Raw genomic sequence first — 22,378 nt, 5'->3', positions numbered from 1 at the left:
CCAGACGCTCCAAATTCGCTTTTAAAGTGCTTTATATTTTTCTAATAGGAGGTCCTTTCGTATGCACAATCACCTTATAGTGAGTTTAGTGATTGTCTTGAATGGATATGCTAATGAGTGTTGCATAGCAATTGACTGCCAACACTGACTTTATTAAGATGGGTGAGTGACAATAACGTCGAGGTGAGCGTATGAGCGAATGGATCACAGTAGTAGAAATGAGTGAAAAAACAAATATCCCCCAAGAAACATTGAAAAGATACATGTCAATGCATAAGCATTTATTAAGAATGAAGAAAGAACACGGAACCTATCAACTACACGAAGATTGCTATGACGTATTAACTAAAATTTGCGAGTTGTATAAGCAGGGCAAAACGAATAAAGACGTGGACAAGTTACTAACTTCATCTAGTATCCCAATGACCGTTGATGTTGTGAGCGAATCGGGTGAGATAGTAAGTGCTGATATGAGCGAAGTTGTTTCAAATATTAAAGCGGCACTCAAAGAACAGAAGCAAGCATCTGCCAAACAAAAGGATTTTAACGAAATTCTTTTAAATTTGCTTGAAACACAATCCGAAAAATTCGATGCTCAACGCAAATACATTAAAGATAGTGTAAATCGTAGAGACGAACAACTCATGGCATCGTTACGTGCAAGTCAAGAAGCAAAGAAATCATTACTTTCTACTCAAACGAGTGAGAAAGAAGAAAAGAAAAAATCATGGTTTAAAAGGATTTTCAAATAAAAGGTAGGTGATTTTGTGGGAATAAAGGGAGCGGCAAAAACAAGTAGAAAGAAAAAAATAGAGGAATTGAACATAACAGACTTTAAACTGCTACCTTCTGCTAAACCTCCGCTTTTTCACGGATACACAGTAAGAAAAACTGTTACAGACCACCTTTGGAGAAAGAAAATTCGTCCTTTGATATTAGAACAGCAAGGAAAAAAGTGTTCTATTTGTGGCTGGACACCTGAAAATGATACAGAAATAAGACATCTTCACTTGCATGAAATAGAGGAATACGATTTTTTAAATAAGATTTGCAATTTGATTGATATACAACTCATTTGCAAAAAGTGTCATTCATTCCAGCATATCATACGGACTGAATTAGTTTCGACAAAGGAACAATGGGAAGATTTGATGCAGCACTTCATAAAAGTAAATGAATGTTCTCCTGAAATTGTGGATGATTTTGATGTAATTATAGCGAAAGCATTACAATCAGAAGGATACAAGCGGGAATTTTTAGAGTTTTCCTCATTGGATGAAATAATTGAGTTAGGACAAAAACCAGTTCGTTTTACCATTGATCCTCATATTCCTTACGCCCAAGAATTGGTAAAACAAGTAGAAAAAAAGGGATTACTGTACGAGTCTAAATCATAAAGATGACTCACATTATTTCCAACAATAATTCTCTTGCCGCCTTTCAAGAGAGGTAGCATGAAGAGTTTTTATGTACGATTCTGTTAACTCTATGGTTGTAGTACCTCGATTGCATATATATAAACACTTTCAGGATTACTTGCCACTTTAATCCCTATTTCCTTTTTTATTAATTCATCCGCTACTTTCCCAATACCGCTAGCTATTTTCACAACTTCGTATCGATCTGGTCCAACAGGCATATACAAACTCCCCACTCGTTCTGATGTTTGATACGTCACTCCAAATCTCATTTTCGTCATGTCCCTTCTTTTTATGTTGAACAATTTTATCAACTCCTTTTTCTTGTTATTGACTAAAAGGAGATGCATTATTCTTTAAGACAAGTCATTGTATATCGCAAAAATCAAATAAGCCTTCCTTTATGTTTAAGGAAAGCCGATTGTAAGGGAACTGTATTTACTGTTTAGGTTGATTTTACTGTTATTTATCTGGTCACACAGTGGTCACAACAACTAGAGTAAAACGCCCTTAATACAAGCATTACACATGTTGATTTCATGATCGATTCTGCCAATATGATATCGATGGCATTAAGCAAGATGGCTCACGTGAACTCGTTTTCCGCAATGGAAACTGGGCATGAATTAAGAAAGGACACCAGCTAATTAAATACCGGTGTCCTTTCTTAATTAAAAGCTGAATTCATTTAGGCGATTGTAATATTTAATTAAAAAATCATAAAATAATTTTTCAGATGGCGGCAACGGTCTTGCTTTTGTAATAATCACCCCCACTGTTCTCGTCACGCGCGGCACACTGATTGGGATACTCACCGTACCCATCGGTGTATGATCAATAAGCAGTGTTTCCGGAAGCAGACTCACACCAAGCCCTGCTTCCACAAGCCCTTTAATCGTATAAACGTCATCGCTTTCAAATGCAACTGCCGGCTCAAAATTCACTTGACGGCACGCATCAATGACGAGAGCACGCATATCATAACCGGTACGGAACAGAACGAACTGGTCATCCATTAAATCACGCAAATTGAGTGATTCCTGTTTCGACAGGCGATGATGCGTCGGAATAAGCGCACGCATATGTTCCGAGAAAAAGATGTGTGTTTCAATTTCCGGTGACGGTTCTGGAACGGGCGAAACGAATGCCAGATCAATTTCTCCTTTTTGAACAAGTTCCCGCAGTTCACGGTTTGATCCTTGATTAAAATCAAATCCGACATCCAAATATTGACTGCGAAACGCTGAAATCACACGAGGTAACGTTTTCGTTGCCAACGAGTTCGGAAAACCGAGCCGAATTTTGCCCGCTTCCGGATTTAAATAATCATTAACCGCCTGCACCGCTTTATCCATCGCATCCATCGCCGTTTCAACATACTGCAAAAAAATCTTACCCGCATGCGTCAGGCGAACACTTCTCCCTTCACGTAAAAACAGTTCTACGCCAAGTTCATCTTCTAATTTTGCGATTTGCCGGCTGACAGCAGATTGAGCGACATGAAGGCGATGGGCCGCTTCTGTGACATGTTCTTCTTTTGCAACTTCCATAAAATATTTAATTTGGCGCATCTCCATATTTGCTTCCCTCCTCCAATCCATCTCATTATGAGATTGAAAACTCGTTAATAATATATTGATTGTATCATTTATCATCTTTACAATAAATATTAACAGAGAAAACGATTTAAATCCTGGAGGTGTACGACATGAATCTTTACGGTTATCCAGAAAAACAAGGCTTATACAATCCTTCTAATGAACACGATGCATGCGGCATCGGTTTTATTGCCAATATAAAAGGGCGTCCTTCCCACAAAATTGTCCAGGATGGTATTCATATGCTTTGCCGTCTTGAGCATCGCGGCGGTAACTTGAATGGAACAACGGGTGATGGTGCGGGAATTATGCTGCAAATTTGCGATAATTTTTTCCGCAAAGAATGTGAAATACTGAACATTAATTTACCTGCTCCTTTCCATTATGCAGTGGGTATGTTCTTTTTGCCCAAAAATAAAAAACAGCGCGAACACATTCAATTGGAGACTGAACTCATTCTTCACGAAGAAGGATTAAAACTGCTCGGATGGCGCGATGTTCCCGTTAACCAAGAAGCGGCGGGACCGGAAGCACTGGCAATCGCTCCTTATGTCATGCAATTGTTTGTTGAAAAAAGCAAAAAGCACGAAACAGAAAAAGAATTTGAACGCGCGCTATATATTATGAGAAAACGAATTGAAAATGAAGTTAGGAACAACTCCGATGTTAAAGGTTCATTTTACATTCCAAGCCTCTCAACAAGAACGATTATTTATAAAGGAATGTTAACACCCGAGCAAATCGATCAATATTACATTGACCTCTCTAAAGAAGACTACCAATCTGCTTTCTCGCTCGTACACTCTCGCTTCAGTACAAATACATTCCCGAGCTGGGAACGCGCGCATCCATACCGCTACTTAATCCACAACGGCGAAATTAATACAAACCGCGGCAATGTTAGCTGGATGCAGTCACGCGAGAAAGCTGGTTACTCAAAACATTTCGGCCATCAATACGAACAGCTTTTGCCGGTTATCGATACGAACGGAAGCGACTCTGCTATGCTCGATAACGCAATTGAATTTTTAACATTGTCTGGACGCTCCCTTCCCCATGCGGCGATGATGTTAATTCCAGAACCTTGGGACCGCGATCCTCACATCGTCGATCCGAAACTTGCCTTCTACGAATATCATAGCTGCTTAATGGAACCTTGGGACGGTCCAACATCGATCTCATTTACAGACGGCCGCCAAATCGGGACTATCTTAGACCGAAATGGATTGCGCCCCGCACGTTATTATGTAACGGATGATGATCATATTATTTACTCTTCTGAAGTGGGTACAATCGAAGTCGATGAAAAACGAATCGTGAAGAAAGAAACGGTCAGTGCCGGTGAGATGCTACTTGTCGATTTAGAAAAAGGCCGGATCGTATCTGACGCGGAAATTAAACAGGAAATTACGACAGCTGAACCTTACCGTGAATGGCTAAATGAAAATTTAATACACATTTCAGATTTGGAAGAAAGAGCCGGATTACAGGAAGTGTATAGCGAGGATGAAATTCTGAATCTTCAAAAAATATTTGGTTATACGTATGATGAATTAACAAAACAAATCGCACCGATGGCAGTTGAAAAAACAGATCCAATTGGTTCAATGGGCTATGATGCGCCGCTTGCTGTTTTATCTGAACGACCGCAGCTATTATACAACTACTTCAAGCAACTGTTCGCGCAAGTAACGAACCCGCCAATTGATGCAATTCGCGAAAATAATGTAGTCTCTGCGATGACTCTCCTCGGCGATGAAGGAAATATTCTGGCTCCGTCAGCACGAAACAGCCGCCGTATACGACTAGAAACGCCGATTCTTAGTGAAAAAGAATGGAATAAAATTGCCTTTAACAAAGAAATTGCTTTCAAAACAGCAACACTGTCCCTTCTTTTCAATATTAAAGAACAAAAAGCACTTTCACAGACGATGGCTCGCTTATTCATCGAAGCAGATGCAGCAATCGATAACGGCGCATCAATCATTATTTTGTCAGACCGCGGTGTAACAAATAAAAAAGCAGCAATACCGGCATTGCTTGCTATAAGCGGCCTACACCAACATTTAATTCAAACAGGACGCCGCACAAATGTAAGCATCGTACTAGATACAGGGGAAGCACGCGACGTTCATCAATTTTGCTGCTTGATCGGCTACGGGGCTGATGCCATTTATCCATATTTAGGGATTGCGTCGATCCGTGCAATGATTACAGACGGAACGATTACCTACCTTTCCACTGAGGAAGCAGAGAAAAATTATTGCTATGCAGCAACGAGCGGCATCATTAAAGTCATGGCAAAAATGGGCATCTCGACCGTACAAAGTTACCGCGGCTCCCAAATTTTCGAAGCGGTCGGTATCGGTCATGATGTCATCGAAACATATTTTACCGGCACAACGACAGCGCTTGGCGGCATTACACTAGATGTTATTTTAAAGGAAACACTTGCCCGTCATCACGATGCATATGGCAAAAGTGAATTTAACGATCCGACGCTCGATTCAAGTGGTGAATTCCAGTGGAGACGCACCGGTGAAAAACATGCGTTCAATCCGAAAACAATTCATATGCTTCAGCACGCAGCAAGAACGAACAATTATGAGTTGTATAAAGAATTTTCCGAAATGGCTAACGAAGAAAATATTATGTTCCTTCGCGGTCTATTGGACCTTGATTTCACAGCTCGGCCATCCATTCCGCTGGAAGAAGTTGAACCGCTCGAAGATATCTTCAAACGGTTCAAATCTGGTGCAATGTCATACGGTTCAATCAGTAAAGAAGCGCATGAATCACTTGCGATTGCATTAAACCGGCTTGGCGGCAAAAGTAATAGTGGTGAAGGTGGCGAAGATCCAGTCCGCTACCATCCGGATGAAAATGGTGATATGAGAAGCAGTGCCATCAAGCAGGTCGCATCAGGTCGATTTGGTGTCACAAGCGAATATTTAAATACAGCAAATGAAATTCAAATTAAAATGGCGCAAGGAGCGAAACCGGGTGAAGGCGGTCACCTTCCAGGTAAAAAAGTGTATCCGTGGATTGCGGAAACACGTGGTTCAACGCCTGGAGTAGGCTTGATCTCTCCTCCTCCTCACCATGACATTTATTCGATTGAAGATTTAGCACAGCTTATATACGACTTAAAAAATGCCAATCAAGAAGCGCGCATTAACGTTAAGCTCGTCGCGAAATCCGGTGTCGGGACAATTGCTGCTGGTGTAGCGAAAGGGTTAGCCGATGTTATTCTCATCAGCGGTTACGAAGGCGGAACGGGTGCATCACCGAAAACAAGTATTAAACATGCCGGTATCCCGTGGGAAATTGGCCTAGCTGAAACACACCAAACGCTTCTTATGAACGGTTTGCGTGAAAAGGTAACGCTCGAAACAGACGGGAAATTAATGAATGGCCGCGATGTCGTCATCGCAGCGTTACTCGGTGCAGAAGAGTTCGGCTTTGCGACAGCACCGCTCGTCATTCTCGGCTGCGTGATGATGCGCGTCTGCCATATGGATACATGTCCGGTTGGTGTAGCGACACAAAATCCAGAGCTTCGCAAAAAGTTCATGGGCGAGCCGGAACACGTCGTCAACTATTTAACATTTGTTGGGCGTGAAATGCGCGAAATTATGGCGGAACTCGGTTTCCGAACAATTAATGAAATGATTGGGCAAAAACAAGTACTGAAGCCGCATGCACGCAAAGAATCGCACTGGAAAGCAAAATACCTGGACCTGTTCCCTCTTTTATATATGACGCCGCTCAAAACGGGTCAAAAACAGTTCAAAACGAAAGATCAAGACTATAAATTAGAGCGTACAATGGACCGCCAACTTCTATTAGAGGCGATCCGACCTGCTCTTGAAAATAAACAAGTCGTATGTGGTGAATTTGACATTATCAATACAGACCGTGCTGCGGGTACGATTACGGGCTCTGCCGTCACGAATGCGTACGGCGCAGAAGGTCTTCCAGACAACACTGTTCAATTCACATTTAATGGCTCTGCTGGTCAAAGCTTTGGTGCTTTTCTTCCTAAGGGATTGACGTTCACTGTAAATGGCGACGCGAATGATTATTTTGGTAAAGGCTTATCAGGCGGCCGCTTAATCGTCCGTCCTCATCGTGATCTGAACCTTGTACCGCATGAACAGGCGATTTGCGGAAATGTAAACTTATACGGAGCAACAAATGGGGAAGCCTTTATTAACGGCCGTGCCGGCACACGTTTTGCTGTCCGGAACAGCGGCGCGAATATCGTCGTTGAAGGGATTACCGATCATGGATGTGAGTACATGACTGGTGGGCGCGTTGTCATTCTCGGCGAAACAGGCCGTAACTTTGCGGCCGGTATGTCAGGTGGTATTGCCTACTTATATGCACCAAACCGCGAGAAGCAAGAACGTTTGATTAATCGTGAAATGGTCTTAACAGAGTCACTCGAAAATGCACAGGAAGAAGCAGCAGTAAAGGCGTTAATTGCAAGCCATGTCCAGTGGACAGGAAGCCCGCTTGCCACTTCGATTTTAGAAAATTGGGAATCAGAAAAAAAACACTTTATCCGTGTGATCCCTCACGAATATAAAGACATGATGAAAGCCATTTCTTATTTTGAAGAACAAGGTTTACAGCAATCTGAAGCAAAATACGCAGCATTTTCGGAGAAAAAAGTGCCTGTTATTGAAAATGTGTAAGAAAGGAGAATGACTCAATGGGGAAAGCAACTGGCTTTATCGAATATGACCGTAAAACCGCTCCAGGACGGAATCCCGTCGAGCGCGTCAAAGATTGGAAAGAATATACGACAGTCCTTCCCGAAAAAGAATTAAGCATTCAAGGAGCCCGCTGCATGGACTGCGGGACTCCCTTCTGCCATACAGGACAGATGATTGGAGGAACGCCGTCTGGCTGCCCGCTTTACAACCTCATTCCAGAATGGAACGACCTTGTCTACCGCGGACGATGGAAAGAGGCGCTTGACCGTCTCGTGAAAACAAATAACTTCCCCGAATTCACGGGCCGCGTTTGTCCGGCTCCTTGTGAAGGGTCTTGTACAGTCGCGATCAACGACCCGGCTGTTGCGATTAAATCGATTGAAAAAGCGATTATCGACAAAGGGTTTGAAGAAGGATGGATCGTGCCAAACCCGCCAAAACGCCGCACAGGAAAACACGTTGCCGTTGTTGGTTCAGGCCCTGCAGGACTGGCAGCTGCAGACCAATTAAACAAAGCGGGTCATCTTGTCACAGTTTTTGAACGTGATGACCGTATCGGTGGTCTCTTAATGTACGGAATTCCTTCCATGAAACTTGAAAAAGAAGCAGTCGAACGCCGCGTAAATTTATTGAAAAACGAAGGCATTGAATTTGTTGTGAATACAACGATTGGCAAAGATATTACAAAAGAACAGTTAAAAGAAGAATATGATGCGGTCATTTTATGTGCTGGTGCACAGACACACCGCGACATCGTAATCGAGGGGCGCGAAGCTGACGGCATTTACCTCGCAATGGAATATTTGACGAAAAGCATTAAAGGGCTTCTTGATCAAACGGATGAAAATATCATTTCTGCAGAAGGCAAAAACGTCATCGTTATCGGCGGCGGTGATACAGGTGCCGATTGTGTTGCGACGGCGATTCGTCAAGGAGCGAAAAGTGTCGTTCAGTTCGGTAAACATGAACGTCAGACTGTCGCCCGTAAAGGAAACAACCCATGGCCACAGTACCCGAATACATTCACGCTTGATTATGCGTATGCAGAAGCAGCGGCTGTATACGGCGAAGATCCACGTGAATACTTAATCTCAACGAAGAAATTCGTTGCAGATGAACATGGTAAATTAAAAGAGCTTCATACTGTCCACATGGAAAAAACATACCTTGAAGACGGCAGCTACACAATGACTGAAATTCAAGGCAGCGAACAAGTATGGCCTGTGGAGCTTGTGCTAATCGCAATCGGTTTCAGCGGAACTGATATGCCGCTAGCGAATCACTTTGGTGTCGATACGACAGCCCGTAATACAGTACTTGCGAAATACGGAAAATATAACACGAACGAAGAAGGCATTTTTGCTGCCGGCGATATGCGCCGTGGACAAAGTCTCGTTGTATGGGCGATCCACGAAGGACGCGAAGCAGCACGTGAAACAGATCGTTTCTTAATGGGTGAAACAAAACTACCTTGATTTAAATGGGCTGCCCCCGCTTCCTTATTTTTGAGCGGGGTATTTTTAGTTTAGTCACCTGTACTTTCCGACCATTTCGCCTACTTTCTGACCATTCCATAAAAAAGACCAGCAATATGCTAATCTCTTCGTAAAAAGTGCAAAAATGTTTCAGCTGTTTTTGTCATAAACGGTGCATCCCGGATAATCGCATAAAAATTCCGCTCATAATAAAGGCTGCCCCCGCCGACGATTTTCAATTTTTCGAGTTCCAGTTCATTGCGAATCGTCCACTCCGATAAAAGGGCGACGCCAAGCCCAGCTTCCACTGCTTCTTTAATGATTTGTGTACTGCCGAATTCTAAAATTTTTGCCGGTTGAATGCCGTTTTTCTCCGCAAACCATTCAAATGCTTCTCGCGTACCCGATCCTTGCTCACGTACAATCCATGTTTCTTCATTTAGATGGACACGCTTTTCAACATGTTCTTTTTTTCCTTTAATAACAAACATACGATCAGTGGCAATTTTTTCAGCGACTAACTTACTAGACGAAATGGTTCCTTCAACGACACCAAGATCAATTTCATCGCGAATGACTTTTTCAGCAATTTCATGCGTATTGCCGATGGATATAAAAGGGTCAACGGATGGAAATTTTTCTAAAAAGTCAGCAACAATATGTGGCAAAATATACTCACCGAATGAATAACTTGCCCCAACTGCAAGCTTTCCTTTCACTTCACCAGCCAAATCTTCTACTGCCTGCTTCATCTTCTCATTCAGTGTAGAAATCTCGCCTCCATAGTAGGCAACAAGGCTACCTGCTTTTGTCAGACGAATCTTTTTATTCGTTCGGTCAATAAGCTTTATACCTAGTTCATCTTCCAGCGATTTTACATACTGACTGACTGCTGGTTGCGTAATAAACAGCTCTTCCGCTGCCCGTGAAAAGTTCATATGTTTGACTACAGTTAAAAATACTTTTAGTTTTTGCTCCATTTTCGCCCACCATCATAAGTGATTACTTATCAATTAAATAATTATCATTAATTATCTTTTCTATCTTTTTTATTTTAACATGAAATGAAGAGAAAAGGGGCGAGTTATAATGAAAGAAGCTGTATTATCTATACAGATACCGAAACAAAAAGAACTTGTGAATGGAATTGCGTTCACGACCCTGATCACCGGTATATCTTTCGCCGCAGCGAATATACCAGTCATCGGATATGCAAGCCCACTAGCACTTTCGATCTTACTTGCAGTATTGTATCGGAATGCAATCGGGTATCCAGAACAATGGCGTGCAGGCATCACATTTACCGGGAAAACGATTTTACGATTTGCTATTATTTTATATGGCATCCGATTAAATGTTGTCGTCGTTGCCTCCGAGGGACTCCCTTTGCTATTTCAAGCGGCTTTATCTGTTGTATTTGCGTCAGTAGCCATGGTCATTACCGGACGCTGGCTGAACATTGAACCGAAACTTGCTCTGTTACTCGGAGCCGGTACGGGCATTTGCGGCGCAGCGGCTATTGCAGCAGCAGCACCGATAATCGCTGCTAAAGAAGAAGATACAGCATTGTCTGTCGGCATGATCGCATTTCTTGGCACCATTTTCGCGCTCTTATATCCAGTGATATCGCCTATCATTGGTTTAACGGCTAAACAGTACGGTCTCTGGTCAGGCTTTACACTTCATGAAATTGCTCACGCGGCACTTGCTGGCGCAGCAGGCGGTACTGATGCCATGGCAGCAGCGCTTTTATCCAAATTAAGCCGTGTTCTGCTATTGTTCCCGTTTTGTCTCATTCTTTTATTTTTCGTCAAAAAGAAAAACGGCACGCAGCAAAGCGCACCATTTCCTTATTTTTTAATTGGGTTTTTAATCGTTTCCGCGCTCGGTACAATTGGAACAGAAAAAGGATTTTTATCTACTGATAAAACAGACCTTATTGCATCTGGAGGTACTTTTTTAATGGGGATGGCAATGTGTGCACTTGGCATGTCTGTTGATTTGCGCCAGATAAAAACACGCGCTGTTAAACCGCTTGTCGCTCTAATCATCGTCTCTATTTTATTAAGCATTCTTATCCTTTTTTGCATATAAAAAAAGCATTCAGCGCCCTTCTATGGCGGCTGAATGCTTGAATATTTAATAGGATCAGCCATTCTCCAATAACGGCTGAAGTTAAGTACTGTATAGCGTCCAGTCATTCTCCAATAACGACTGAACAAGGTTTTTTATTTTTTCATTAAACTATATAAAACAGCTTTTTGTGCATGCATCCGATTTTCAGCCTGCTGGAATACAACAGACGAATCGCCATCCATCACACCTGCAGATACTTCTTCACCGCGATGTGCTGGCAGACAATGCATAAATTTACATCCTTCGTTCGCCTCCGCAAACAATGTTTCATTTACTTGGTACGGTCCAAATGCTTTCAAACGCAGCGCAGTCTCTTCTTCCTGTCCCATACTTGTCCAGACGTCCGTATAGATGAAATCAGCACCTTTGACAGCGAGAACCGGATCTTCTGTAAATTCAAGTACTGCACCTGTTTGCGCTGCAATTTCTTTTGACTTTTGAATGATATCCGCATCCGCTTCGTACCCTTTCGGAGCCGATAACGTAAAGTCCATTCCCATCATAACCGCACCAATCATCAATGAATGCGCTACGTTGTTGCCATCGCCAATATAGACCATTTTATAGCCTTTAAATCCGCCTTTAAATTCATATACAGTGAGTAAGTCAGCAAGTGCCTGGCACGGATGATACAAGTCTGTCAGTCCGTTAATAACCGGGATTGATGCAGCATCTGCGAGCATTTCAATACGGTCATGTCCGTGTGTACGAATCATAATGCCATCAAGATAACCAGAAAGCACTTTTCCTGTATCTTCAATCGTTTCACCACGTCCAACTTGCAAGTTATCTGAGCTTAAAAACATGCCGTGGCCGCCTAATTGAAGCATTGCTGCCTCAAACGAAACACGCGTTCTCGTTGAATGCTTTTCGAAAATCATCCCTAAAATTTGTCCTTTTAGGGCATCCGTATAGTTTTCTTTCTTTTTCTTCATATCATGAGCAAGCAAAACGAGCGCCTGCACTTCTTCAATACTGAAGTCGAGCAGCTTGAGCATATCTCTGCCCCGCATATTCTGCTCCTTGATTTGTTCCATCGTCATCATGAAAGTCACCCCGACGTGTCGTCACCTTTTATCTATACTTATATTTATACACTATAAAGAATTAAAATACAACCTTTTCTCATTAATTTTTTCTCGCTTAATCATTTCTTTCATCGAATAAGCCAATAGTCTGATCTTGATCATGACAAAATTTAAGTTTTGGTAACAGAAGCTTCCCTTTTTGTTGAAAGGACAACCTTTATCTTTGTCATACCTGTAACATTGCAAGGTTCATCTTTTCGTCCCATGTACACCCGTTCTTTTTCTTATTTATAATGAGCCCAGGCAAAAAAACGCCGTTTGGAGGAATGGATTATATGTTAGGTCAAGTAGAAATTGGAATCGACCTGGGAACAGCGAACTTGCTCGTTTACAGTAAAGATAAAGGGATTATTTTAAATGAACCATCCGTTGTTGCCATTGATGTGAACACGAAAAAAGTGCTTGCAGTCGGCACAGATGCAAAAGAAATGATTGGGAAAACACCGGGACGAATTACTGCCGTACGTCCAATGAAAGATGGTGTCATTGCTGACTTTGACATCACGTCCGAAATGTTAAAAGAATTAATGAAAAAAGCAGGCAAGGCAGCCGGTTTTTCGATTCGTAAGCCGACCGTCGTCGTCTGCACACCGTCTGGCGCTACAAGTGTTGAACGGCGCGCTATTCAAGATGCAATTAAATCAAGCGGTGCAAAAACCGTTCATTTAATTGAAGAGCCGATTGCCGCAGCAATCGGAGCTGACCTGCCTGTAGAAGAACCGATCGCCAACTTAATCGTCGATATTGGCGGCGGTACGACAGAAGTTGCCATCATTTCATACGGCGGTGTTGTCTCGTGTAATTCAATTCGTCTTGCCGGTGATAAGTTAGATGAGGATATCGTTCAATATATTCGTAAAGCATACAATCTGTTAATTGGTGAAAGAACAGCTGAAAATGTCAAAATAAAGATCGGCTATGCGCCAATCAAACATACTGAAGTGAAAATGGATGTGCGCGGACGCGACCTCGTCACAGGACTACCGAAAACAGTTCCCGTCAGCTCTTATGAAATTCAAAAAGCACTTCGCGAATCGTTGCTGTCCATTTTAGAAACAATCCGCGTCACACTTGAATCGTCTCCTCCTGAATTAAGCGGCGATATTGTTGACCGCGGCGTCGTACTTAGCGGCGGCGGTGCTTTGCTAAATGGTCTTCAAGAATGGCTTTCACAAGAAATTATCGTCCCTGTTCATCTTGCACCGAATCCACTTGAATCGGTGGCAATCGGTACCGGTCGCTCCCTTCACGTATTGAAAAAATTACAAAAAGTTACATCCTAAGTTAATAAAAGCAGCCTGACATGTTTTATGAATCAAACATGTCAGGCTGCTTTTTATCTGTATGCCGCTCGCTTCGGTTTCCATTGCGGCAGCATAATGGCTATTAAGATAATCAATATGCCTACGGTTTGAACAGTTGTAGCCTGTTCTCCGACGAACAGCCACGCTGCAACAACGGCAGCCGGCAGTTCTGCCGCGCCACATATCGTTGCTGTTCCTGATCCAATTTGTGGCGTACCCGCTGCAAAAAACAGCACTGGAAGAACAGCTCCAAAAAGTCCACTCAACAGTCCATATTGCCACAGTCCGCCTGTAAATGTCCCATCAATCAGAAAAGACGGGGAATTCATTATCAAAATAACAATTAAGCCCCCAATTGACATGAACAGACTCCGCTGTACAGCCGGCACACCTTTTCCTGAGCGACCGCTGAGGAATATAAATAGCGCAAAGGTTAATCCGCTTAATAATCCGCATAAAACACCAACGGGATGAGAAAACCATTCGATGGCCTCACCGGACCCAGACCGTGCAGCTAAAAGTGTTCCAGTCCAGATCAAAACAACCGATATCACTGTGCTGCCTTTTGGTAACGTACGCATATGAATAGATTCAATAACAATGCCCATCCAAACAAATTGAAAAAGCAGAATGACTGCAGCAGATGCAGACAAATCTGCGATCGAAATCGCATAAAATAAGCCGGTTACACTTAATAGAACTCCCGTACTCAGCAATTCTCCCCACTGTTTGATTGACATGTTTCTTTTGGGCATAAACAGCCATGCTGCAGCTAAAAAAAGCACGCCTGTTAAATACTGCGCGCTAACAATGTCTGAGGAACTGTAACCTGCATTTGAAGCCATTTTTATGATCGGTCCATGCACCCCATAACTGCAGGCACCTAACAATACTAAAAAGGAATAACCGAATCTTTTCATCCCCACTTCTCTCTCCTCTATCTCAGGTTTTTCTGTAGGCAAGTATACCTCTGAGTTTGCTGGCCCGTAAATACATTTTCCTTTTTACAGTTGACAAAAATGAGCATCACTCATATAGTTAGTTACATAAGTAATTAACCAATTAACAAGATAAGGGGGGGGATCCATTGAGTGCAAAACTGGACGATTCAAAACCGATTTTCATTCAAATTGCTGAAGAGCTGGAAAGTGGCATTTTAGACAATACATTTCCGGAAGGTAGCCGCGTTCCATCCACGAATGAATTTGCAGCGCATTATCAAATCAATCCGGCAACGGCCGCCAAAGGCATTAATCGGCTCGTTGATGAAGGCATTTTATTTAAAAAAAGGGGGATTGGCATGTTTGTATCAGACGGAGCAAAAGAGCAAGTAGCCGGAAAACGGAAAACACAGTTTTATGAGACCTACATCGTACCGCTTATCAATGAAGCAACCAAGCTGGATATTTCCCAGGAAGAACTTGAATCGATGATTAAAAAAGGAGGACACTCGTCATGAACGTTCAATTCGATAACGTGAGGAAAAAATTCGGATCACAGACAGCATTAAACAGCCTATCTTTCACAATGAACGGACCCAAAATTGTTGGACTGCTCGGTCGAAACGGAGCCGGTAAAACAACGGCACTTAATATGATGGCCGGCTGCATTTTTCCGGATAATGGATCAATCGTTGTAAATGGATCATCACCATTCGCACAGCCAAACAATGTCTGTCTGATCAATGAAAGCGGAAATTTCAAAAAAGATTTTGCGATTAGAGAAACATTAAAGTCTGCATCCCTCTTTTATCCAAATTGGGATCAAAAGCGGGCAGAAGAACTCCTTGAACTCTTTCATTTAAAAAAATCCAAAAAAGTAAAAAGCTTGTCCAAAGGAATGGAGTCGGGGCTCGGCATTACGGTTGGACTGGCCAGCTATTCACCAGTGACGATTTTCGATGAACCATACATCGGACTCGATGCCGCCGCGCGCAGCCGTTTTTATGATTTATTAATAGAAGAATACGAACGCCAGCCACGTCTGTTCATCCTCTCTACCCATCTCATTGATGAAGCAGCAAAATTATTTGAAGATGTGTTTATCATTCATAAGGGGGCCCTTCTTCTTCATCAAGACGTGGAAACATTACGTTCGATGAGCTTTTCGATTACCGGGACGAAAAAAGATGTGACAGAATACTTGAATGGAAAAGCACCCATCCATCGTAAAGAATTTGCCGGACGCATAACAGCTTACGTATATGGTTCTGAATGGAACCGCCATGAAGCGGAACTGTACCGTCTTGACACAGATTCAATTCCGATTCAAGAGCTAATGGTTCACTTAACCGATTCTCGCACAGGAGGTAAAAAATGATGAACAATATAAAAGCGGTTATTCACTACGAATGGACTGGAACGAAAAAAGCAGCCAGTGTGTTTTGGATCATTCTCGGCAGCACCGTGCTGCTTTCCATTATCTCTGCTTATTCGTTTACCGACGGCGAAGTGTATATGGGCGGCACATCGATTGCGTTATTCGCTTATTTGACGATTACCGGATTTATTGCCGTAAAAGACAGCATGTCGTACTGTATACAACGCGGCGCCACCCGCAATCAGTTTTTAGCCGGTATCGGGCTTTCGTTTCTCGTTACTTCGATTATAATGGCAGTTATTCACACGATTTTAGTGGAATTGGCCATCCTGGTGACAAAAGACCTTTTGAATTTGAAAACCGTTCACTTTTTCAGATTATCAGATTTACTGTCAACATCCCCTTCTTTTTTGACCGCAACGGTTGTTGACATGTTACTCTCTTTCTTTTGTCTCGCCACAGCATTTTTAATCGGAGCAATCTTCTTTCGATTCGGCAAAACGATTGGTCTTTCGTTTTTAGCTTTTTGTGGTCTGATATTGATGAACGCTTCTATTCAAACAAAAATCGGATCATTTCTTTTCAGTGATTCTAGCAATGCCATCTTGATGGATTTTGTTATCTTGTTTTTCCTTGGCGTTATTTGTTTTTTTATTACTTGGCTGATCATTCGAAAAACGTCGATTCACCCGTCTATACAGTGAAAATTGTTCTTGACTGAACCGATACGACACGATATGATAATTTTAATTATTCATATAATTTAATAGCCTATTCTTATCAAGAGAAGCTGAGGGTACTGGCCCACGGACGCTTCAGCAACCAGCCGAGACAGGTCAGGTGCTAAATCCAGCAGACTACTAAATTTAAGTCTGGAAGATGAGAAGGAACGGACAACACATACATGTTGAAAAGCCTTCTTGCATTTAGGAAGGCTTTTTTCAGTTCAAATATAGAGAGGACGTTTACAATATGACATTACTTGACAGGCTCAAAACAGACGTGCTTACCGCTGATGGAGCGATGGGCACGCTTTTATATTCACATGGCATTGACTTTTGCTATGAAGAATTAAATACAGAAAAGCCCGAAATCATTGAAAAAATTCATAAAGACTACATTGCAGCAGGTGCTGATGTTATTCAAACGAATACGTATGGGGCCAATGCGATTAAGCTTGCCCGTTATGGCATTGAAAACCGATCACGTGAATTGAATGCAGCGGCGATCGAGATTGCCAAAAAGGCTGCTGCACCAGGTGGACAGTTCGTTCTCGGTACAATCGGAGGTATTCGCGGGATCCGCAAAAGCACCGCAACAAATGCAGAAATTATCGCCTCGGTCCGTGAACAAGCAGAAAGTCTTCTCTCTGGTGACCCTGATGGTATTTTATTTGAAACATATTACGATTTTGAAGAATTGTCTGAATCTGTAAAGGTTTTACGCGAAATGAGTGATGTTCCAATTATTGCTCAAGTTTCCATGCATGAGCCTGGTGTTTTGCAAAATGGATTATCCTTAAATGAGGCATTGCACCGTCTTGAAGGAATTGGCGCTGATGTTGTTGGCGTTAACTGTCGTCTCGGCCCTTTCCATACGATTCAAGCGTTTGAAGGCGTAACACTGCCTGAAAAAGCATTCCTATCCGCGTCTCCCAATGCAAGTCTTCTTGATGTGGAAGACGGCCGGATCGTTTATGAATCAGAAGCGGATTATTTTGGCCGTGCTGCCGTCCTTTTAAGAAACGAAGGCGTCCGGTTAATTGGCGGATGCTGCGGTACGACGCCGAAACATATAGAAGCAGCCAAAAAACGGCTGGTCGGTCTTCCTCCTTTAACGGAGAAAAAGGTAAAAACGAAAAAACCGATTGTCATTCAAGAAGCAAAGCCTAGCACAGATGTATCGATTTGTGAAAAAGCGAAAACGGAGCGAACTGTGATCGTTGAACTTGATACACCAAAAACATTGCTCACAGAAAAATTCATTGAAGGTGCGAATAAATTGTATGACGCAGGTGTTGATGCCGTCACAATGGCAGACAACTCGCTTGCTTCTCCACGGATCAGCAATATGGCGATGGGTGCAACATTAAAATTACAACATGATGTCCGCTCACTTGTCCATATTACGTGCCGTGACCACAATTTAATCGGTCTGCAGTCTCATTTAATGGGGCTTGACGCGCTCGGTCTTCATGACGTGCTTGCGATTACGGGGGATCCAACAAAAATAGGCGACTTCCCAGGTGCGACAGATGTCTATGACGTATCAAGCCCTGAACTCATTCAGCTTATTAAACAGTTGAATGATGGGATTTCATTTTCTGGTAAACCGCTCAAAAAGAAAGCTAATTTTTCCGTTGCGGCGGCGTTCAATCCAAACGTCCGTGTTCTTGAAAGAGCCGTGACAAGATTGGAGAAAAAAATTGAATGCGGTGCGGATTATTTTATTACACAGCCTGTATTTACGAAAGAAAAAATTGTTGACGTATATGAAGCCACAAAACATTTATCAACACCTATATTCATCGGAATTATGCCATTAACAAGTATGCGCAATGCGGAATTTCTGCACCATGAAGTGCCCGGTATTAAATTATCAGATGAGACACTTGAGAGAATGCGTGCATGCGGTGATGATCAAGAGCGTGCTGCCAAAGAAGGTATACAGATTGCGAAAGAACTGCTTGATACAGCAACACAAATTTTTAACGGAATATACATTATTACGCCGTTTTTACGTTATGATATGTCTATGGAATTAATTCATTATATAAATGAACTGGATGCACTAAAAGAGAGAGGGATTGTTCATGCAGACTCATCAAATTGAGAAAGAACTTCAAAAGAGAATACTCCTGATTGATGGAGCAATGGGAACAATGCTGCAAAACGCCAATTTAACGCCGGAAGATTTCGGTGGGGAAGAATACGATGGCTGTAACGAGAACTTGAATTTAACAAAACCGGAAGTGCTTGAACGTATTCACCGTGAATACTTAGAAGCGGGTGCAGATATTATTGCAACAAATACATTTGGCGGAACGCCTGTCGTACTAAATGAATACGATCTTGGCGATAAAGCGTATGAAATTAACTTACGTGCTGTTGAAATTGCCCGCAAGGTCGTCGATGAATTTTCGACACCAGAATGGCCGCGATTCGTTGCCGGTGCCATTGGACCAACGACGAAGACGTTGTCCGTTACAGGAGGCATTACATTTGACGAACTCGTCGATAACTTTGAATTACAGGCGAAAGCACTTATTGAAGGCGGTTCTGACCTGATTTTAATGGAAACAAGTCAAGATATGCTGAATGTAAAAGCAGGCACTCTTGGGATTAGACGGGCGTTTGACGCAGCCGGAAAAGAATTGCCAGTCATGATTTCTGGCACAATTGAGCCGATGGGCACAACACTTGCCGGACAAAATATTGAAGCGTTCTACATTTCAATTGAACATATTAAACCTTTGTCAGTTGGATTGAACTGTGCGACAGGTCCAGAGTTTATGACCGACCACATCCGTTCTCTCTCTGATCTGGCAACAAGCTATGTAAGTTGTTACCCGAATGCCGGTCTTCCGGATGAAGAAGGTAATTATCACGAATCACCTGAATCGTTATCCAAAAAGCTCGGAGCATTTGCCGATAAAGGCTGGTTAAATATTGTGGGCGGCTGCTGCGGCACGACACCGGAACATATTCGTGTCATGCGCGAAGTAGTAAAAGATAAAGCGCCGCGTACAACTCCTGAGAATCCTCATGGCCACGCCGTTTCCGGTATTGAGCCGCTTTTATATGATGATTCCATGCGTCCTCTTTTCATCGGTGAACGTACGAATGTGATCGGTTCACGTAAATTTAAACGGTTGATTGTGGAAGGCAAATTTGAAGAAGCAGCTGAAATTGCCCGCGCACAAGTAAAAGGCGGCGCACACGTTATTGATATTTGTCTCGCAAACCCGGACCGTGAAGAACTAGAAGATATGACTAATTTTATGAAAGAAGTCGTCAAAAAGGTAAAAGTACCGCTTGTCATTGACTCAACGGACGAGAAAGTCATTGAAGAATCCTTAAAGTTTTCGCAGGGGAAAGCCATTATTAACTCCATTAACTTAGAAGATGGTGAAGAACGGTTCGATGCTGTTATGCCGCTTGTAAAACAGTACGGGGCAGCCGTTGTTGTCGGCACAATCGATGAAGTTGGGATGGCGGTTACGCGCGAAAGGAAACTTGAAATTGCTATTCGTTCACATGACTTGCTCGTTCATAAATGGGGACTTGCACCGGAAGATATCATTTTCGATCCGCTCGTCTTCCCTGTCGGCACTGGTGATGAGCAATATATCGGTTCTGCTGTTGAAACGATTGAAGGCATTCGCCTTATTAAAGAAAAACTGCCGAATTGTTTAACCGTTCTCGGAGTCAGTAACGTCTCATTCGGCCTTCCTCCTGTCGGCCGTGAAGTATTGAATGCTGTGTATTTGTACCACTGTACGCAGGCTGGACTTGACTATGCAATCGTCAACACGGAAAAATTGGAGCGTTACGCATCAATTCCAGAAGCAGAAATCAAAATGGCGAACGACTTGTTGTTTACAACGACGGATGACACGCTCGCTGACTTTACTAACTTTTACCGTGGTAGGAAAAAAGAAGTAAAAGAAGCGGATCTTCCAAAAACGGTGCCGGAGCGCTTAAGCTACTATGTTGTCGAAGGAACGAAAGAAGGCCTTCTTCCCGATCTTGAAGCAGCACGTGATCTATATGACGAACCACTCGATATTATTAATGGGCCGCTCATGAAAGGGATGGCTGAAGTTGGCCGGCTGTTCAATGACAACCAGCTAATCGTTGCTGAAGTGCTGCAGAGCGCCGAAGTGATGAAAGCGTCAGTTTCTTACCTTGAGCAGTTTATGGAGAAAAAAGAAGACGATTCCGGTAAAGGAAAAGTGATTCTCGCTACTGTCAAAGGCGACGTGCATGATATCGGGAAAAACTTGGTTGATATTATTTTGAGCAACAACGGTTTCAAAGTCATTGATGTCGGCATTAAAGTAACACCGGCAAAATTAATTGAAGTCATCAGGAAAGAAAAACCAGATATGGTCGGATTGTCTGGATTGCTCGTTAAATCAGCCCAGCAAATGGTCATCACTGCACAAGATTTTAAAGATGCTGATATTAACGTGCCTATTCTCGTTGGCGGCGCTGCATTGTCACGGCGATTCACAGAAACGAAAATTTCCCCTCAATATGAAGGTCCCGTTCTTTATGCAAAAGATGCGATGGATGGTCTTGACATTGCAAATCGTCTGCAAAATGATGAACAAAAAGTGGTACTTCTTCAGGATCTGGAAGTTAAAAAAGAAAAACGGAAAGAAATTGAAGCGTACCGTGATGAGCGGAAAGAGCAGGCTGTCGCTGTGGCACCGAAACCGGTCAAAACGGTTCGTGAAGATGCTCCTGTTCTCGTGCCGCGTGATACACGCCGCCGTGTTTTGCCGGATTACTCTATCGCCCATTTAAAGCCATATGTGAATATGCAGACATTGATCGGCCATCATCTCGGCATGAAAGGGAATGTGAAAAATTTGTTAGCTGAGCAAAATGAAAAAGCGATCCAGCTTCACGAAACGGTAACAGGCTTCTTAAATGACGGCGGGTTGAAAACGGCTGCTGTCTATCAATTCTTCCCTGCTCAGTCCCAAGGGGATGATGTTATCATTTACGATCCAGCCGATTCGAAAACGGAAATTGAGCGATTTACATTCCCGCGTCAAATGAAAGAACCATTTCTCTGTCTCGCTGATTATTTAAAACCTGTTGAAAGCGGCGAAATGGATTACGTCGGATTCTTCGTTGTAACTGCTGGCTTCGGTGTTCGTAATGCAGCAATGAAGCTTCGCGATGAAGGTAAATTCCTCGATAGCCATGCGCTCCAGTCAACCGCACTGGAACTGGCTGAAGGTTTTGCAGAGCGTATTCATCAGGAAATGCGTGACCAATGGGGCTTCCCTGATCCAATCGATTTCACAATGCGAGATCGTTTCGCGGCGAAGTATCAGGGACAGCGTTTCTCATTTGGCTACCCTGCCTGTCCGAACCTTGAAGACCAAGAAAAATTGTTCGGCTTGTTGAAACCAGAAGAAGTCGGTGTCAACTTGACAGAAGGCTACATGATGGAACCAGAAGCATCGGTATCAGCGATTGTCTTCGCGCACCCGGATGCACGCTATTTCAACGTATAATAAAAAGAATCCCGCCGTGAGCACTCACGGCGGGATTCTTATCTTAAAAGCAGAACACCGGAGAAA

16 protein-coding genes, 1 pseudogene and 1 riboswitch are annotated in these 22,378 nt (G+C 42.8%); of the genes and pseudogenes, 12 read left to right on the top strand and 5 right to left on the bottom strand.

Annotated features, from left to right (window positions below):
* Positions 1-191 precede the first annotated feature (191 nt).
* Positions 192-752: a DUF3967 domain-containing protein gene (locus A3M5_RS0120545; protein ID WP_018395655.1), complete on the top strand. Its 561-nt coding sequence runs from the start codon at positions 192-194 to the stop codon at positions 750-752.
* A 15-nt stretch (positions 753-767) separates the two neighbouring features.
* Positions 768-1,397 (top strand): hypothetical protein, encoded by a 630-nt coding sequence (locus A3M5_RS0120540; protein ID WP_018395654.1) that lies wholly within the window; start codon positions 768-770, stop codon positions 1,395-1,397.
* Between the two features lie 89 nt (positions 1,398-1,486).
* Here the strand turns inward: A3M5_RS0120540 and A3M5_RS0120535 are convergent, their stop codons facing one another.
* Positions 1,487-1,690 carry a hypothetical protein gene (locus tag A3M5_RS0120535; RefSeq protein WP_155894743.1) on the bottom strand — a complete coding sequence of 68 codons (204 nt, stop codon included), beginning with the start codon at positions 1,688-1,690 and terminating at the stop codon, positions 1,487-1,489.
* 231 nt (positions 1,691-1,921) lie between these two features.
* Here A3M5_RS0120535 and A3M5_RS26270 point away from each other — a divergent pair.
* Positions 1,922-2,043 (top strand): annotated as a pseudogene (locus tag A3M5_RS26270) (aminopeptidase); the annotation flags it as partial.
* 46 nt (positions 2,044-2,089) lie between these two features.
* Here A3M5_RS26270 and gltC read toward each other — a convergent pair.
* Positions 2,090-2,995, bottom strand: a complete 906-nt coding sequence (gltC, locus tag A3M5_RS0120530; RefSeq protein ID WP_018395652.1) for a glutamate biosynthesis transcriptional regulator GltC — start codon at positions 2,993-2,995, stop codon at positions 2,090-2,092.
* A gap of 131 nt (positions 2,996-3,126) precedes the next feature.
* On the opposite strand from gltC, the gene gltB reads away from it, so the two are divergent.
* Together gltB and A3M5_RS0120520 are read left to right on the top strand one after the other, a co-directional pair.
* Complete coding sequence (gltB, locus tag A3M5_RS0120525) at positions 3,127-7,716, top strand: glutamate synthase large subunit (protein WP_018395651.1); 4,590 nt, start codon at positions 3,127-3,129, stop codon at positions 7,714-7,716.
* Positions 7,717-7,733: 17 nt separating this feature from the next.
* A complete protein-coding gene (locus A3M5_RS0120520) occupies positions 7,734-9,212 on the top strand; it encodes a glutamate synthase subunit beta (RefSeq protein ID WP_018395650.1) in 1,479 nt (492 codons plus the stop codon).
* A gap of 119 nt (positions 9,213-9,331) precedes the next feature.
* Here A3M5_RS0120520 and A3M5_RS0120515 read toward each other — a convergent pair whose 3' ends face one another.
* Entirely contained in the window at positions 9,332-10,192 is an 861-nt protein-coding gene (locus A3M5_RS0120515; RefSeq protein ID WP_018395649.1) for a LysR substrate-binding domain-containing protein, read from the bottom strand.
* 109 nt (positions 10,193-10,301) lie between these two features.
* On the opposite strand from A3M5_RS0120515, the gene A3M5_RS0120510 reads away from it, so the two are divergent.
* Positions 10,302-11,306 (top strand): YeiH family protein, encoded by a 1,005-nt coding sequence (locus tag A3M5_RS0120510; RefSeq protein ID WP_018395648.1) that lies wholly within the window; start codon positions 10,302-10,304, stop codon positions 11,304-11,306.
* 134 nt (positions 11,307-11,440) lie between these two features.
* On the opposite strand, the gene argF is transcribed toward A3M5_RS0120510, so the two are convergent.
* Positions 11,441-12,394 (bottom strand): ornithine carbamoyltransferase, encoded by a 954-nt coding sequence (argF, locus tag A3M5_RS0120505; RefSeq protein WP_018395647.1) that lies wholly within the window; start codon positions 12,392-12,394, stop codon positions 11,441-11,443.
* 317 nt (positions 12,395-12,711) lie between these two features.
* Between argF and mreBH the strand changes: the two genes are divergently transcribed.
* Positions 12,712-13,719, top strand: coding sequence for a rod-share determining protein MreBH (mreBH, locus tag A3M5_RS0120500; protein ID WP_018395646.1), 1,008 nt, complete (start codon positions 12,712-12,714; stop codon positions 13,717-13,719).
* Between the two features lie 53 nt (positions 13,720-13,772).
* Here mreBH and A3M5_RS0120495 read toward each other — a convergent pair whose 3' ends face one another.
* The gene (locus A3M5_RS0120495) at positions 13,773-14,660 is read right to left on the bottom strand and encodes an EamA family transporter (protein WP_018395645.1); all 888 of its coding nucleotides are present in this window, start codon (positions 14,658-14,660) and stop codon (positions 13,773-13,775) included.
* A 167-nt stretch (positions 14,661-14,827) separates the two neighbouring features.
* Here A3M5_RS0120495 and A3M5_RS0120490 point away from each other — a divergent pair, with 167 nt between their 5' ends.
* The 5 genes from A3M5_RS0120490 (at position 14,828) to metH (ending at position 22,312) form a co-directional block, all read left to right on the top strand.
* Positions 14,828-15,199 carry a GntR family transcriptional regulator gene (locus A3M5_RS0120490; protein WP_018395644.1) on the top strand — a complete coding sequence of 124 codons (372 nt, stop codon included), beginning with the start codon at positions 14,828-14,830 and terminating at the stop codon, positions 15,197-15,199.
* A complete protein-coding gene (locus A3M5_RS0120485; protein ID WP_018395643.1) occupies positions 15,196-16,059 on the top strand; it encodes an ATP-binding cassette domain-containing protein in 864 nt (287 codons plus the stop codon). Before A3M5_RS0120490 ends, A3M5_RS0120485 begins: the two co-directional genes overlap by 4 nt.
* Positions 16,056-16,763 (top strand): hypothetical protein, encoded by a 708-nt coding sequence (locus A3M5_RS0120480; protein ID WP_018395642.1) that lies wholly within the window; start codon positions 16,056-16,058, stop codon positions 16,761-16,763. The genes A3M5_RS0120485 and A3M5_RS0120480 overlap by 4 nt, the downstream gene beginning before the upstream one ends.
* Before the next feature lie 70 nt (positions 16,764-16,833).
* Positions 16,834-16,945: riboswitch (SAM riboswitch) on the top strand.
* Positions 16,946-17,031: 86 nt separating this feature from the next.
* Positions 17,032-18,891 carry a bifunctional homocysteine S-methyltransferase/methylenetetrahydrofolate reductase gene (locus tag A3M5_RS0120475; protein WP_018395641.1) on the top strand — a complete coding sequence of 620 codons (1,860 nt, stop codon included), beginning with the start codon at positions 17,032-17,034 and terminating at the stop codon, positions 18,889-18,891.
* Positions 18,872-22,312 carry a methionine synthase gene (metH, locus tag A3M5_RS0120470; protein ID WP_018395640.1) on the top strand — a complete coding sequence of 1,147 codons (3,441 nt, stop codon included), beginning with the start codon at positions 18,872-18,874 and terminating at the stop codon, positions 22,310-22,312. Before A3M5_RS0120475 ends, metH begins: the two co-directional genes overlap by 20 nt.
* Positions 22,313-22,378 lie beyond the last annotated feature (66 nt).

Source organism: Bacillus sp. 37MA (assembly GCF_000372765.1).
Taxonomy (GTDB): domain Bacteria; phylum Bacillota; class Bacilli; order Bacillales; family Domibacillaceae; genus Domibacillus; species Domibacillus aminovorans.
This window is presented reverse-complemented; position numbering and strand designations above follow the sequence as displayed.

Excerpts from the sequence above, each read along its gene's own strand:
- A3M5_RS0120515 (WP_018395649.1), bottom strand. The coding sequence starts at position 10,192 with ATGGAGCAAAAACTAAAAGTATTTTTAACTGTAGTCAAACATATGAAC.
- A3M5_RS0120545 (WP_018395655.1), top strand. The coding sequence starts at position 192 with ATGAGCGAATGGATCACAGTAGTAGAAATGAGTGAAAAAACAAATATC.
- A3M5_RS0120485 (WP_018395643.1), top strand. The coding sequence starts at position 15,196 with ATGAACGTTCAATTCGATAACGTGAGGAAAAAATTCGGATCACAGACA.
- A3M5_RS0120535 (WP_155894743.1), bottom strand. The coding sequence starts at position 1,690 with ATGAGATTTGGAGTGACGTATCAAACATCAGAACGAGTGGGGAGTTTG.
- A3M5_RS0120510 (WP_018395648.1), top strand. The coding sequence starts at position 10,302 with ATGAAAGAAGCTGTATTATCTATACAGATACCGAAACAAAAAGAACTT.
- A3M5_RS0120520 (WP_018395650.1), top strand. The coding sequence starts at position 7,734 with ATGGGGAAAGCAACTGGCTTTATCGAATATGACCGTAAAACCGCTCCA.
- mreBH (WP_018395646.1), top strand. The coding sequence starts at position 12,712 with ATGTTAGGTCAAGTAGAAATTGGAATCGACCTGGGAACAGCGAACTTG.
- A3M5_RS0120475 (WP_018395641.1), top strand. The coding sequence starts at position 17,032 with ATGACATTACTTGACAGGCTCAAAACAGACGTGCTTACCGCTGATGGA.
- gltB (WP_018395651.1), top strand. The coding sequence starts at position 3,127 with ATGAATCTTTACGGTTATCCAGAAAAACAAGGCTTATACAATCCTTCT.
- argF (WP_018395647.1), bottom strand. The coding sequence starts at position 12,394 with ATGATGACGATGGAACAAATCAAGGAGCAGAATATGCGGGGCAGAGAT.
- gltC (WP_018395652.1), bottom strand. The coding sequence starts at position 2,995 with ATGGAGATGCGCCAAATTAAATATTTTATGGAAGTTGCAAAAGAAGAA.
- A3M5_RS0120480 (WP_018395642.1), top strand. The coding sequence starts at position 16,056 with ATGATGAACAATATAAAAGCGGTTATTCACTACGAATGGACTGGAACG.
- metH (WP_018395640.1), top strand. The coding sequence starts at position 18,872 with ATGCAGACTCATCAAATTGAGAAAGAACTTCAAAAGAGAATACTCCTG.
- A3M5_RS0120495 (WP_018395645.1), bottom strand. The coding sequence starts at position 14,660 with ATGAAAAGATTCGGTTATTCCTTTTTAGTATTGTTAGGTGCCTGCAGT.